The sequence below is a fragment of the Brachybacterium phenoliresistens genome, from assembly GCF_039530785.1.
GTDB lineage: Bacteria > Actinomycetota > Actinomycetes > Actinomycetales > Dermabacteraceae > Brachybacterium > Brachybacterium phenoliresistens.
Map to the genome: position 1 here is coordinate 552004 of NZ_BAAAOW010000002.1, position 13776 is coordinate 565779.

Consider the following 13776-nt stretch of genomic DNA (forward strand, 5'->3'; position numbering starts at 1 on the left):
CGATCGATCGGAGCGCCCGTGAACCCCACGACCCCCTCGTCCGATGTCCAGTCCGAGGACCCCCAGCACCAGCTCGACGAGCGCTGGGTCGGCATGATCGACACCGCGCTGCGGATGCAGACGCCTGCCGCCGCGTCCTACGTGCGCCGCCTGCGGGCCAAGAAGCCCCAGGCGAGCGACGACGAGCTGATCGACGACGTGTGCCGGAAGTTCACCCTCCTGATGACCGCCACGGGGGCCGGGATCGGCGGCGCCGCGGCCCTGCCGGGGATCGGCACCGCGGCGGCGATCGGCCTGACCGTCGGCGAGGGCGCGTCCTTCGCGGAGGCCTGCGCCTTCCTCACCCTCTCGGTCGCCGAGATCCGCGGCATCGACATGAAGGACCAGCACACGCGCCGCATGGTCATGCTCGGCGTCCTCGGCGGGGACAAGGGCACCGACATCATCGCCAAGACCCTGGGCAAGCAGGGCATGCAGTGGAACACCGTGCTCGCCGGCGGCGGCACGGGGGTCGTGCCGCGGATGATCAACGCGCAGATCTCCCGCTGGGTCAAGCGCAAGGTCGTCGCCCGCGCCGGTCGGGTCTGGTTCGGGCGCCTGCTGCCGTTCGGCATCGGGGCGGCCATCGGCGGCGTCGGGAACCGCATGATCGCCCGCTCCGTCACCGACGCCGTGCGGGAGATCTTCGCGGACGCGCCGACCATCGCGGGGGAGACCGCCGGGCCCGGAGAGATCTCCGCCGGGACGTCGTCCAGCTCGCGGGAGGGCTGACGCGGCCGCCGGCCGCGGACCGCACGGGCCGCGCCGCCGCACGGGCTGCGCCGCCGCACGGGCTGCGCCGCCGCACGGGCCGCGCTGCCGCACGGGCTGCGTCGCCGCACGGGCCACGACGGCGAAGAGCGCCGCGGCCGGGGATCGCTCCCCGGACGCGGCGCTCCTGTCGTGGCTGGTCGTCCCCCTGCCTGCGGCAGGCCTCAGACGGCCTGCGTGAACTCGTTGGCGTGCTCGGTGCCCACAGCGCGCTCGTAGGAGCGGCGGATCTCCGCCTCCGCGTCGCTGCGGCCCTCCCAGTGCGCGCCCTCGACGCTCTTGCCCGGCTCGAGGTCCTTGTAGACCTCGAAGAAGTGCTGGATCTCCAGTCGATGGAACTCCGAGACGTCGGTGAGCTCCTGGCGACGGACCTGGCGCTGGTCCCCGACCGGGACCGCGATGATCTTGTCGTCGCCGCCCGACTCGTCGCGCATGCGGAACATGCCCAGCGCCCGGCAGCGGATCAGGCAGCCGGGGAACGTGGGCTCCTCGAGCAGGACGAGGACGTCGAGCGGGTCGCCGTCCTCTCCCAGGGTCCCCTCGATGAAGCCGTAGTCGTCGGGGTATCGGGTGGCGGTGAAGAGCATCCGGTCCAGGCGGATGCGACCGTTGTGATGATCCACCTCATACTTGTTGCGGTTACCCCGGGGGATCTCGATGGTGACGTCGAATTCCACTGCTGCTCCGTTGCCTCATGCCCTGTGCGGGGCGGTAGCGCTGACCGGCACACTCTATCGTGAACACCATGAGACAGCTGAACGTCTGGCGACCGCTGGCCGTCATCATGTGCGCCGCGGTCCCGATCGGCTTCTACACGATCGGGGACGTCACCGACGCCTTCCCGGGCATCCTCACGCTGGAACAGGAGGAGCAGGGCCCCCAGGCGGGGCCGCCCGCGCAGGCCGAGGACCTCTCCCGCGAGGACCCCGTGCAGATGGTGCCCTCGGCGGCCCCCGGGGTGGACGCGGCGGCCGGCCCCGAGCTCGCGGCCCGCATGGACGCCCACGCGGAGCTGCCCGTGGTCCAGGGGAACCTCGCCTATGCCGTGGTCGACGCCGAGACCGGCACCACCCTCGCTGCACGGGATGCGGACACCGCCCGCGTCCCCGCCTCCACCCAGAAGCTGCTCACCGCCGCGGCGCTGCTGCGGGTGCGCTCGGGCGACGACACGCTGGCCACCCGGGCGCGCCTGGGGGAGGGGACGCTCACCCTCATCGGCGAGGGCGACATGTTCCTCACCGAGGAGCGGCTCGCCGCGCTCGCCGACGAGTCCGCCGCGATGATCGCGCAGGAGGGCGGCGGCCCGGTGCGCGTCGTCCTGGACGACTCGTTCATCGTCGACGGCATGAATCCCGCCTGGGGCGGGAACGGCCCTGCGGGCGGCTGGGTCGCCCCGGTCGCCGCCCTCGCCCTGGACGAGGGGAAGCTGGACGGCGAGCAGTACGGCGCGAAGTCGACCGACCCGGCGGCCGATGCCGCCGCGCGCTTCGCGCAGCTGCTGCGCGATCGCGGCGTCGAGGTGACCGGGGAGGTCGCCCGGGGCGCCGCGCCGGAGACCGGGCCGGAGGTCGAGATCCGCTCGGCGCCGCTGCGCGAGATCGTCCAGTACGTGCTGACCATCTCCGACAACACCGGCGCGGAGCTGCTGTCGTACCTGGTGGCCGATGCCCGGGGCGAGGAGACCACCGCCTCCGGCGCCTCCGGGGCGGTCGAGGCGGAGGTCCGCGACCTCGCCGCGGAGCTGGGCCTGCCCGCCTCCGATCTCGAGTCCCTGGACCTCCACGACGGCAGCGGGCTCTCCGTGGACAACCGCGTCCCCCCGCGGCTGTTCGCGGCGGTCCTCGGGGAGGTCGCCTCCGGCGGCGCCCCCACCCTCGAGCCCCTCCTGTACGACGTGCCCGTGAGCGGGCTCTCCGGAACCCTCGCCGAGCGCTTCGGCGAGGACGACGCCTCCGCCGCCCGCGGGATCGTGCGCGGCAAGACCGGCTACCTCAGCGGCACCGCCACCCTCGCCGGGGTCGCGACCCGGCCCGACGGCCGCACCGTGAGCTACATGATCGTCGTGCACGGCTTCGACCGTGCCGACGCGATCGAGGCCCGCGAGGCGGTGGACACCGTCGCCGCCGAGATCGTCACGAGCCGCTGATGGCCGGTCCGCCCCGCGTCGTCGCCCGCGCCCGCACCGCCGTGCGCGCCCACCTCACCGCCCGCCTCGAGCAGCTCGCCGACGACACCGGCGCCGGGCACCTCAGCCCCCGCGTGCTGGTCGGCGTGAGCGGCGGCGCGGACTCCCTCGCGCTGCTGGCCACCACCGCCTGGGTCGCCGCGCGGATGGGACTGGAGACCGAGGCGCTGATCATCGACCACGGCCTGCAGGCGGATTCCGCGGGCGTCGCCGAGCGCGCCGCGGAGGCGTCCCGCCGTCTCGGCGCCGCGCACACCACCATCCGCCGGGTGGAGGTGGGGACGGCGGGCGCCGGCGGAGTGGAGAACGCGGCCCGGCGCGCGCGGCACGCCGCCTTCACGCAGCGGCTGGACGAGACCGGCGCCCTCGCCCTGCTGCTCGGGCACACCCTCGACGACCAGGCCGAGCAGGTGCTGATGGGGCTGGCCCGCGGCGGGGGACCCCGCGCCATGGCCGGCATCCCGCCCGTGCGCGGAGCGATCCTGCGCCCCTTCCTGGGCGCCGAGCGGGACGAGTCCACCGCCCTGCGCCGGGCGGACACGGAGGAGATCTGCCGGGTCCACGACGTCGAGTGGTGGGAGGATCCGATGAACGAGGACCCGGCCCTGCTGCGCTCGGCCGTCCGCCATCGCGTGCTGCCGCTGCTGCGCGAGGTGCTGGGCGAGCAGATCGACGAGAACCTCGCCCGGGCGGCGGCGCTCATCGGCCCCGACGTCGAGCACCTCGACGCCGAGGCGGCGGCGCGGCTGGAGGAGCTGCGCCGCGACGGCGGCGAGCTGCGCGAGGACGGGGACCTGCTGCTGCTGGACGCCTACGCGCTGGCCTCCGTGCCCGCCGCGCTGCGCACCCGGATCCTGCGCGACGCATCGCGCCGCGCGGAGCAGGAGGCCGGCACGCCCTCGGACAAGTCCCTGCTGCGCCGCCACGTGCTGGCGGCGGAGGCGCTCGTCGTCTCATGGCACGGTCAGGCAGGCGTACCCCTTCCGGGTAGGATCGAGGTCGCTCGCCGCGACGGGCTGCTCGTCTGGCGCCGCCTCGACCCCTGAGCCGCGCCGACCCTCGCCGCGCGACGAGTCCGAACACCCCCCACCAAGGAGCACTGCGTGTCGAAGACGCAACTGCACGAGAGCGACGGGCGTGCGCGCATGCACGAGGACGTCGAACGCGTGCTGCTGGACGAGACGGCGATCCGGGACCGGCTCGCACAGATCGGGCGGCAGATCACCGAGGACTACGCGCAGGAGCCGCCGATCCTGGTGGGCGTGCTCAAGGGGGCGGTGATGGTCATGTCGGACCTCGCCCGCGCGATCGACCTGCCCGTCGAGATGGACTGGATGGCGGTGTCCTCCTACGGATCGGGCACCAGGTCCTCCGGCGTGGTGCGGATCCTCAAGGACCTCGGCACCGACATCACCGATCGCCACGTGCTGATCGTCGAGGACATCATCGACTCGGGCCTGACCCTGAAGTGGCTGCTGTCCAACCTCCGCTCGCGCGGCCCGCGCAGCGTCGAGGTGTGCACCATGCTGCGCAAGCCCGATGCGGCGCGCGTGGAGATCGACGTGCGCTACGTCGGATTCGACATCCCCAACGAGTTCGTCATCGGATACGGGCTCGACTACGCAGAGACCTACCGGAACCTGCCCTACGTCGGAGTCCTCAAGCGCTCCGTCTACGAGGACTGACATGGCATCGAGCACTCCCAAGAAGAAGCGCACCCTGCCCGGGATCGCGCTGTGGATCATCCTGGCCCTGGTGCTGGGCATGGTCCTGTTCTCCCTGCTGGGCCGCGACGGCTACCAGCAGATCGACACGGAGCAGGGGCTGACCCTGCTGTCCGAGGGCAAGGTCGAGCAGGCCAAGATCATCGACGGCAACCAGCAGCGCGTCGACCTGGTGCTCACCGAGCCCTTCGTCGACGGCGACACCGACAAGGGGAAGCAGGTCCGCTTCTCCTACGTCACCGCGCGCGGCGAGGCCGTCGTGCAGGCCGTCGAGGAGGCCGACCCCGCCAAGGGGTACACCGACGAGATCGCGACCAGCTCCTGGTGGACGACCCTGCTGGTCTCCTTCCTGCCGCTGCTGCTCTTCTTCGGCCTGTTCTGGTTCCTCATCATGAACGCCCAGGGCGGCGGGCGGGCCATGCAGTTCGGCAAGTCCAAGGCGAAGCTGTTCAACAAGGAGTCCCCCAAGGTCACCTTCGCCGACGTCGCCGGCGCGGAGGAGGCCGTCGAGGAGCTCGACGAGATCAAGCAGTTCCTCGTGGACCCGCAGAAGTACCACGCGGTGGGCGCCAAGATCCCCAAGGGCGTGCTCCTGTACGGCCCCCCGGGAACCGGCAAGACCCTGCTGGCCCGCGCCGTGGCCGGCGAGGCGAACGTGCCGTTCTACTCGATCTCCGGCTCCGACTTCGTGGAGATGTTCGTGGGCGTCGGCGCCAGCCGCGTGCGCGACCTGTTCAACACCGCCAAGGAGAACTCCCCGGCGATCATCTTCATCGACGAGATCGACGCCGTGGGCCGGCACCGCGGCGCCGGCATGGGCGGCGGCCACGACGAGCGCGAGCAGACCCTGAACCAGATGCTGGTGGAGATGGACGGGTTCGACGAGAACCAGAACGTCATCCTCATCGCCGCGACGAACCGTGTGGACATCCTGGACCCGGCGCTGCTGCGCCCGGGCCGCTTCGACCGCCAGATCGCGGTGGAGGCCCCGGACCTCAAGGGCCGCCTGCACATCCTCACCGTCCACTCGCAGGGCAAGCCCCTGGCCCCGGACGTCGACCTCGAGGTCGTCGCCCGCCGCACCATCGGCATGTCCGGCGCGGACCTGGCCAACGTGCTCAACGAGGCGGCGCTGCTGACGGCGCGCTCCGGGAACCAGATCATCGACAACCGGGCGCTGGACGAGGCGATCGACCGCGTGTCCATGGGGCCGCAGCGCTACTCCAAGGTGATGAGCGACCGCGAACGGCAGATGACCGCGTACCACGAGGGCGGCCACGCCCTGGTGGCCGCGGCCCTGAACAACTCCGCCCCGGTCACCAAGGTGACGATCCTGCCGCGCGGCCGCGCGGGCGGCTACACGATGGTGGTGCCGACCCAGGATCGCAACTACCAGTCCCGCAACGAGCTGCTGGACCGCCTGGCGTACGCCATGGGCGGCTACGCCGTGGAGGAGGGCATCTTCCACGACGTCACCACCGGCCCCGGCTCCGACCTGCAGAACGCCACCAAGATCGCCCGCACGATGGTGATGCAGCTGGGCATGAGCGAGCGTCTGGGCCAGGTCTCCTACGGCGAGGGCCAGGACGAGGTCTTCGTCGGCATGCAGTCCGGCCAGGGCCCGCAGTTCTCCGACGAGACCGCTCAGCTGATCGACGAGGAGGTCCGCCGCCTCATCAGCCGCGCCCTGGACGAGGCGTGGAGCGTCATCAGCGAGAACCGCGAGGTGCTGGACCGCCTGGTCCTCGAGCTGCTGGAGAAGGAGACCCTCAACGAGCACGAGCTCGCGGAGATCTTCCGGGACGTGCGCAAGCGCCCGCTGCGCGAGGTCTGGCAGTCCAGCCAGGGCCGCCCCGTCTTCCACGACCCCCTGGTGGGCGGGGACCCGGCGGCGACGGGATCGGAGTCCTCGGACGCCGGCGAGTACGTCCAGCCCGGCCCGCCCGAGCTGCCGCACCCCGGCGGCGAGGGCCCCTCCATCCCGGGCGCCCCGCGCGAGCCCGGTCCCGGCGAGCAGGGCTGAGGGGGCGGCAGCGATGAGCGTGGACCATGAGCGGATCCGGGCCGCGGTGCGCGAGATCCTCGCGGCCGTCGGCGAGGACCCCGACCGCGACGGGCTGAAGGAGACGCCCGCGCGGGTGGCGCGGATGTACGAGGAGGTCTTCGCCGGCCTGGACCAGGACCCGTCCCAGCCGCTCTCGACGACCTTCGACATCGAGCACCAGGAGCTGGTGCTGGTGCGGGACATCTCCTTCCACTCGATGTGCGAGCACCATCTGCTGCCGTTCATGGGCGTGGTCCACGTCGGCTACATCCCCGGCGCCGGGGGAGTGACGGGGCTGTCGAAGCTGGCCCGGCTGGTGCATGTGTACGCCCGCCGGCCGCAGGTCCAGGAGCGCATCACGAGCCAGATCGCCGACGCCCTGATGGGCGAGCTCGACGCCGCCGGGGCGATCGTGGTCGTCGACGCCGAGCACATGTGCATGTCGATGCGCGGGGTGCGCGCGCAGGGCGCCCGGACGGTGACCTCCGCGGTGCGCGGCATGCTGCGCGAGAGCGCCACCCGCGCCGAGGCCATGTCGCTCATCGTGAGGGGCTGAGGGCGATGCGGCGGCGACCGGCCGGGCTGCCCGGGGCGCTCGATGTCGACGCGACCCTCGTGATGGGCGTCCTGAACGTCACCCCGGACTCCTTCTCCGACGGCGGCGAGCACTTCGCGACGGCCGATGCGATCGCGCACGGGCGCCTCCTGGCGCGCCAGGGCGCGGCCATCATCGACATCGGCGGCGAGTCGACCCGTCCGGGCGCGCCCCGCGTGGACGAGGACGAGGAGATGCGGCGGGTGATCCCCGTGATCCGAGCCCTCGCCGCGGAGGGCCACGTGATCAGCGTCGACACGATGCGCGCCTCCGTCGCGGCGGCCGCCGTCGAGTCCGGTGCGCTGATCATCAACGACGTGTCCGCGGGCCTGGCCGATGTGGACATGGGCACGGGCGCGGCGCGCCTGCGCACCCGTCGCGGCACCCCGCCCGTGTTCATCGCCATGCATTGGCGCGGGCACAGCGACGTCATGAACCGCCTCACCGACTACGCGGACGTCGCCCGGGACAGCGCCGCCGAGCTCGCGACCCGCCTGGAGGCCCTGCGCGCCTCCGGCGTCGACGACGACTACCTCGTGGCCGACCCGGGCCTGGGGTTCTCCAAGACCGGGGACCAGAACTGGGAGGTCCTCGCGGACTGGACGAGCCTGCGCGCCGCCGGGCTGCCGATCCTCATCGGAGCCTCCCGCAAGCGCTTCATCGCGGCCCTCGGCGTGGACCGCGACGCGGCGACCGCCGCGGTGAGCGCGGTGAGCGCCCGCGAGGGCGCCTGGGCCGTGCGCGTGCACGAGGTCCCCACCTCGGTGGCCGCCGTCGCCGTGGGCGATCGGCTGCGGAGGGCCGCCCGATGAGCCGGGACGTCATCGAGCTGGTCGGCGTGCGCGCCTGGGGCCACCACGGCGTGCTCGAGCACGAGAAGCGGACCGGCCAGGAGTTCCTCGTCGACGCCCGCCTGCACGTGGACACCCGCGCCGCGGCGCGGGCCGACGCGCTGGGCCGGACGGTCAACTATGCGGAGGTCGCCGCGAGCATCGTCGCGCAGATCGAGTCCGCCCCGGTGGATCTCCTCGAGACCGTCGCCGAGACCCTCGCCGCACGGATCCTCGCCGAGCAGGTGCTGGTGCGCCGGATCGAGCTGACGCTGCACAAGCCCTCCGCCCCGATCCCGCATCCTTTCGCCGACGTCCGCCTGCACATCGTCCGCGACGCCGCCCCGGTGGACGCCGTCCTCGCCGTGGGCACCAACCTCGGGGACCGGGCCGCCCGGCTGCGCCGCGCCCTGGATCTGCTCGAGCAGGCCGAGGACGTCGAGATCCTCTGGACCGGCCCGGTCATCGAGACCGATCCCGTGGGCGGCGTCGATCAGGATCCGTTCCTCAACTCCGCCGTCGGCGTGCGGACGCGATGCACCCCCTGGCAGCTTCTCGAGCTCGCGCAGGAGCTCGAGGCGGACGCGCAGCGCGAGCGGACGGTCCGCTGGGGCCCGCGCACCCTGGACGTCGACGTGATCACCTACGGGGACCTGGTGCAGGACGACGAGGAGCTGATCCTGCCGCATCCGCGGGCGGCCGAGCGCGCCTTCGTGCTGGTGCCGTGGGCGAGCGCCCGCCCCGAGGACGTCCTGCCCGGCCACGGCCCCATCGGCCCGCTCGCCGAGCGCGCGCCCGACCGACCGGGCATCCGGCCGGGTCCGGCGGTCCCCGGCTACGCCGCGCCGATCCCGGCGGACGGGGCCGAGCCCTCATGAAGCCGCTGTCGATCCCGGTGCTGGTGGTGGTCCTCGCGGCCGCCGCCGGGTTCGGGCTGACGCTGGCCGAGCTGGTCGCCGCCCGCGGCGGGACCATCCCGATCACCGGATGGTTCACCGGGGTCCTCGAGCTGGTCCTCGGCGGCGTGCTGCTGGTGATGGGGCTGCCGCTGCGGCGCTACATGAAGGAGACCGCCGAGCGCGCCGAGAGCGGGACCTTCGCACCGCGCCGGCATCAGCTGGACATGATCACCGCCTTCCGCACGGTGACCTTCGCCCGCGCCTGCGCCTACACCGGCTCGGTGGTCGGCGGCATCCACCTGGGCATCGCCGTGCAGCTGGGGATGTCCGGCACCGGCACCCTCGCCGGGGCCGTCCTGCCCACCCTGTTCGCCGCCGTCGCCGGGCTCGCCCTGGCGGTGCTGGGCGTGATCGTCGAGCACTGGGGCCAGCTGCCGCCCGAGGACGGCGAGCCCTCCGGCGAGTCCAGCCCCGCCTGAGGCGACCGACGACCAAAGTCGGAGGAGCCCCTCCCGGCGCAGCTGAGACGATGGACGTCATGAGCACCCCCTCCCCGGATCCTGCCCCGGCCCTCGCAGCACCTCCCGGAGCCGGAGGGCGCCTGGGCGCCGAGGGCCTGCGGCCCGTCTCCGAGGCGCTGATCCGCGCCCGCTATCTCGCCGGCCTGATCGGCTACGCCCTCGCCCTGATCGTGATCGCGGGCTGCGTCGTCCTCTGGGCCTGGCTGGGGTGGTGGTGGACGGTGTTCCCGGCGCTGCTCGCGCTGATCCTCGCCCTGCAGTCGCTGCTGCTCACGCCCCGGCGCGTGCGGGCGCTGGGCTACCTCGACCGCGAGGACGACCTCGTGTTCGCCTCCGGCATCATGTTCCGCTCCGTGTCCACCGTCGCATTCGCGCGGGTGCAGTCCGTCGAGGTGCACGAGGGCCCGATCGAACGCAGCCTGGGGCTGGCGACCCTCTCGGTCTCGACCGCCTCCGCCGAGGCCGACCTCACGATCCCCGGCCTGCCCCGTGAGGAGGCGGAGCGCCTGCGCGCGCTGCTGGCCCGCCGGGGCGTCGAGACCATGGCGGCGCTGTGAGCGGGACCCCGGCGCCCGCCCCGGAGCAGGGGACCGCCAGCGCCGTCCCCGAGTCCGCGTTCCGACGCACCCACCCGATCACGCCGCTGGTCAGCGGCTGGAAGGTGATCGCGGCGATCGTCGCGGCCGTGTCGATCCAGAACATCGGGTCCCTGGTGCGGGAGTTCACCCTGACCCGCCTGCTCATCGGGCTCGGGATCCTGGCCGTGGTCATCGTCCTCTCGATCGTGATCTCCGCGCTGTCCTGGCGCTTCACCGCCTATGCGATCACCGAGGACGGGGTCGCCCTGCGCAGCGGGGTCCTCACCCGCTCCCGCCGCTTCGCCCCCCGGGCCCGGATCGACTCGGTCTCCGTCGAGCGGCCGCTGCTGGCGCGCCTGCTGGGCCTGGCCAAGGTCCGCGTGGAGGTCGCCGGCGGCGGGGAGTCGCACCTGGACATCGCGTACGTGCGGACGGCCGATGCCGAGCGCATCCGTCGCGAGATCCTGCGCGCGGCCGCCTCGGCCCAGGCCGGGTCCGCCGCGGTCGCCCCGGCCGGGGCCTCCGCCGGTCCCTCCGATCCCGGCTCCGTCCCGCCCGCCGGCCCGCCGGCCGGTCCCGCCGCGGTGCGAGGGGCGGACGGAGGACCCGTCCCCACCGAGGCGGCCCTCGGCGCCGGCCCGGGCGACCGGTCCGCCGCTCCCGGCGCCGCGAGCGGGGAGGCCGGCGCGGAGCCCTGGGCGCAGGGCGCCGCGCCCGCCGCGCCGGCCCCGGGGAGCCTGTGGGACCAGGTCGTGCTGGACGGCGTGAGCGACGGGGAGCAGATCGCCCGCGTGCCGACGGCGCGCCTGGTGCATTCGATGGTCCGCGACGCCGAGTTCCTGCTCGGCGCGCTCGCGCTGCTGCTGGGCCTGCTCGTCGCGGGCGGGCTGCTGCTCTGGGACGACGGTCCGGGCCTCGGCGCGGCGGTCGCCCTGATCCCCGCGCTGGTCGCGGTGCCCCGCCTGGTGCTGGGGAAGATCGAGGCCGGCTGGGGGTTCGTCGCCCGGATGACCGACCGCGGCCTGCGCATGCGCCGCGGTCTGCTGAACACGCGCACCGACAACGTGCCGCCCGACCGGATCCAGGAGATCACCCTCTCCCAGCCGGCGCTGTGGCGCTCGCAGCGGTGGACCCGTGTGACCGCGACCGTCGCCGGGATCGGCGACAGCGAATCCGAGGGGTCGCTGACCGTGCTGCCCGTGGGCACGCCCGAGGAGCTGCGCCGGACCGTCGGACACCTGCTGCCGCCCCTGGGCACCGAGGACGATGCCGCCGCGCTCGAGGGCCTGCTCGGGGCGCGCGCCCGCGACATCCCCGGGATGCGGGCGACCCGCCGCTGGCAGTGGATCGCCCGGCGCACCGAGGTCGTCGTGCTGATGCCCGGCTTCCTGGTGCGCCGGTCGGGGATCCTCACCCGCCGGCTCCAGATGATCTCCCGCGACCGCATCCAGGGGGTGGGCATCTCCCAGGGGCCGATCGAGCGCCGCTGCGGCCTGCTCACGCTCACCGTCCCCGTCGCCGGCGCCACCCTCACCGCGCAGGGCATGGAGCAGCCGGAGGTGCTCGCGATGCGCACCGTGCTCGAGCACGACTCCGCCCATCTGCGCCGATACCGGGACCGTGCGCGCTGGCCGCGGCCCGCGCTGTCCCCGCGGCAGGAGCATCGGCCGCTGCCGCAGGGCGGGCCCGACGGCGGACGCGAGGACGCGGGCCAGGAGCAGCAGCGATGAGCGCGCCGCAGCGGCTGGGCATCGGCGTCATCGGCGCCGGCCGGGTCGGAGCGGTGCTCGCCGCCGCGCTGCGGCGCGAGGGCCACGCGATCACCGGGGCGTACGCGGTCTCCGACAGCTCCCGTGCCCGGGCCGCGGATCTGCTGCCCGGGGTGCCGCTGCTCGGCGCGGACCGCATCGTCGAGCGCAGCGAGCTGGTCCTGCTGACGGTCCCCGACGACGAGCTGCCGGGGCTGGCCGCCGGCATCGCCGCCGCCGGGATCAGCCCCGGCGGGCAGGTCATCGTGCACACCTCGGGAGCCCACGGGATCGAGGTGCTGTCCCCGCTCGAGGAGGCCGGCTGCGTGGCCCTGGCCATCCACCCCGCGATGACCTTCACCGGCACCGCCGCGGACCTCCCGCGTCTGGTGGGCTGCCCGATGGCGATCACCGCGCGGCCCGCCCTCGCCCCGATCGCGGAGGCGCTCGTGGTCGAGCTCGAGGGGCGCCCCGTGCGCCTGGCCGAGGGCGACCGCGCCCTCTACCACGCGGCGCTGTCCCACGGGGCGAACCACCTCGTCGTCCTGGTGGACCAGGCGCGGGAGGTGCTCGCCCGGCTCGGCGTGGACAGCCCCGGCGACTATCTGCGCCCGCTGCTCACGGCGGCCCTGGAGGAGTCGCTGAACCGCGGCGCCGATGCGCTGACCGGGCCGGTGCGCCGCGGCGACGCCGGGACCGTCGCCGGCCACCTCGCCGCCCTGCGCGACCTCGAGCAGGACGGGGCCGGCTCCCCGGACATCCGCGCCACCTACCGGGCGCTCGCGCTGGCCGCGCTGGAACGGGCCGGGCTCGATGACCAGCGGCGCGCCCGGATCCGTGGCATCCTCGATCCCGCACCGACGACTCCCGAGGAGGGACCATGACCGCCCTGGTGACCACGAAGGCCGATCTGCGACGGGCCCGGGCGCAGCTGCCCGGCACCGTCGCCGTGGTGATGACGATGGGGGCCCTCCACGAGGGCCACCTCATGCTCGTGCGCCGCGCGCGCGAGATCGCCGACTCCGTGGTGCTCACCGACTTCGTCAACCCGCTCCAGTTCGGCCCGGGGGAGGATTTCGAGGCGTACCCGCGCGAGCTCGAGGCCGACCTCGCGCAGGTCGACGGGCTCGTCGACCTCGTCTTCGCGCCGTCCACGGAGGAGATGTACCCCGTGCTGCCGCCGCCGGTGAGCGTCACCTCCGGCCGCCTGGGCACCCGCTTCGAGGGCGCCGCGCGCCCCGGCCACTTCGACGGGGTGGTCACCGTGGTCACCAAGCTGCTGCAGCTGGTGCGGCCCGACGCCGCGGTCTTCGGCCGCAAGGACGCCCAGCAGCTCGCGATCATCCAGCGCCTGGTCGCCGACCTCGACCTGCCGGTGCGGATCGAGGCCGTCGACATCGTCCGCGAGCCCGGCGGGCTGGCCCGCTCCAGCCGCAACGCCTACCTCAGCGAGGAGGGCCGCGAGCGCGCCCTCGTGCTCTCGCGCACCGTGCGCGCCGTCGAGGCCGCCGCCCCGGACACCGGAGCCGTGCTGGCCGCCCTGCGCGAGGCCACCGGCGGGGCGCCGGCCGGGGTGGACTGGGCCTACGCCGAGGCCGTGGACCCGGCCACCTTCGAGCCCATCGGCCCCGACCACCAGGGCGAGGTGCTCGTGGTGCTGGCCGCCCGGGTCGAGGGGACGCGCCTGCTGGACGCCACCAGCCTGCACGTGGCCGGCCGGGTGCATCCGCCGGTGTCCCGCGGCCGGCTGCCGGAGCCGACCGCTCCGTGAGGTCGCCCACGCCCGGCCGATCCCCGCAGGAATTCCGTGATACCTCCCGGTAGGGGGTGACACAATCGGGG

The 13776-nt window shown here is 74.1% G+C and carries 14 protein-coding genes; 13 read left to right on the forward strand and 1 reads right to left on the reverse strand.

What is annotated here, in order from left to right:
* The first annotated feature begins 18 nt into the window (after positions 1-18).
* A complete protein-coding gene (locus ABD234_RS06915; protein WP_344354734.1) occupies positions 19-771 on the forward strand; it encodes a hypothetical protein in 753 nt (250 codons plus the stop codon).
* Positions 772-974: 203 nt separating this feature from the next.
* Here the strand turns inward: ABD234_RS06915 and ABD234_RS06920 are convergent, their stop codons facing one another.
* Positions 975-1487, reverse strand: coding sequence for an inorganic diphosphatase (locus ABD234_RS06920; RefSeq protein ID WP_038373258.1), 513 nt, complete (start codon positions 1485-1487; stop codon positions 975-977).
* 68 nt (positions 1488-1555) lie between these two features.
* Between ABD234_RS06920 and ABD234_RS06925 the strand changes: the two genes are divergently transcribed.
* The 12 genes from ABD234_RS06925 to panC all read left to right on the forward strand — a co-directional run bounded on the left by ABD234_RS06925 (position 1556) and on the right by panC (position 13705).
* Positions 1556-2956: a D-alanyl-D-alanine carboxypeptidase/D-alanyl-D-alanine-endopeptidase gene (locus tag ABD234_RS06925; RefSeq protein ID WP_344354736.1), complete on the forward strand. Its 1401-nt coding sequence runs from the start codon at positions 1556-1558 to the stop codon at positions 2954-2956.
* The gene (gene tilS / locus ABD234_RS06930; RefSeq protein WP_344354738.1) at positions 2956-4041 is read left to right on the forward strand and encodes a tRNA lysidine(34) synthetase TilS; all 1086 of its coding nucleotides are present in this window, start codon (positions 2956-2958) and stop codon (positions 4039-4041) included. Before ABD234_RS06925 ends, tilS begins: the two co-directional genes overlap by 1 nt.
* Before the next feature lie 99 nt (positions 4042-4140).
* Positions 4141-4680, forward strand: a complete 540-nt coding sequence (gene hpt / locus ABD234_RS06935; protein ID WP_038373333.1) for a hypoxanthine phosphoribosyltransferase — start codon at positions 4141-4143, stop codon at positions 4678-4680.
* Between the two features lies 1 nt (position 4681).
* Positions 4682-6742 (forward strand): ATP-dependent zinc metalloprotease FtsH, encoded by a 2061-nt coding sequence (gene ftsH / locus ABD234_RS06940; RefSeq protein WP_051486947.1) that lies wholly within the window; start codon positions 4682-4684, stop codon positions 6740-6742.
* A 13-nt stretch (positions 6743-6755) separates the two neighbouring features.
* Complete coding sequence (gene folE, locus ABD234_RS06945; RefSeq protein ID WP_038373253.1) at positions 6756-7319, forward strand: GTP cyclohydrolase I FolE; 564 nt, start codon at positions 6756-6758, stop codon at positions 7317-7319.
* A 5-nt stretch (positions 7320-7324) separates the two neighbouring features.
* Entirely contained in the window at positions 7325-8170 is an 846-nt protein-coding gene (gene folP, locus ABD234_RS06950; RefSeq protein WP_038373252.1) for a dihydropteroate synthase, read from the forward strand.
* A complete protein-coding gene (gene folK, locus ABD234_RS06955; protein ID WP_051486946.1) occupies positions 8167-9066 on the forward strand; it encodes a 2-amino-4-hydroxy-6-hydroxymethyldihydropteridine diphosphokinase in 900 nt (299 codons plus the stop codon). Before folP ends, folK begins: the two co-directional genes overlap by 4 nt.
* Positions 9063-9566: a DUF3180 domain-containing protein gene (locus ABD234_RS06960; protein ID WP_038373251.1), complete on the forward strand. Its 504-nt coding sequence runs from the start codon at positions 9063-9065 to the stop codon at positions 9564-9566. The genes folK and ABD234_RS06960 overlap by 4 nt, the downstream gene beginning before the upstream one ends.
* Before the next feature lie 59 nt (positions 9567-9625).
* On the forward strand, positions 9626-10165 hold the full coding sequence (locus ABD234_RS06965; RefSeq protein ID WP_232226423.1) for a PH domain-containing protein: 540 nt from the start codon (positions 9626-9628) through the stop codon (positions 10163-10165).
* A complete protein-coding gene (locus tag ABD234_RS06970) occupies positions 10162-11916 on the forward strand; it encodes a PH domain-containing protein (protein WP_051486944.1) in 1755 nt (584 codons plus the stop codon). The genes ABD234_RS06965 and ABD234_RS06970 overlap by 4 nt, the downstream gene beginning before the upstream one ends.
* Positions 11913-12818 (forward strand): Rossmann-like and DUF2520 domain-containing protein, encoded by a 906-nt coding sequence (locus tag ABD234_RS06975; RefSeq protein ID WP_038373249.1) that lies wholly within the window; start codon positions 11913-11915, stop codon positions 12816-12818. Before ABD234_RS06970 ends, ABD234_RS06975 begins: the two co-directional genes overlap by 4 nt.
* Positions 12815-13705 (forward strand): pantoate--beta-alanine ligase, encoded by an 891-nt coding sequence (panC, locus tag ABD234_RS06980; RefSeq protein WP_051486943.1) that lies wholly within the window; start codon positions 12815-12817, stop codon positions 13703-13705. Before ABD234_RS06975 ends, panC begins: the two co-directional genes overlap by 4 nt.
* Positions 13706-13776: the final 71 nt, after the last annotated feature.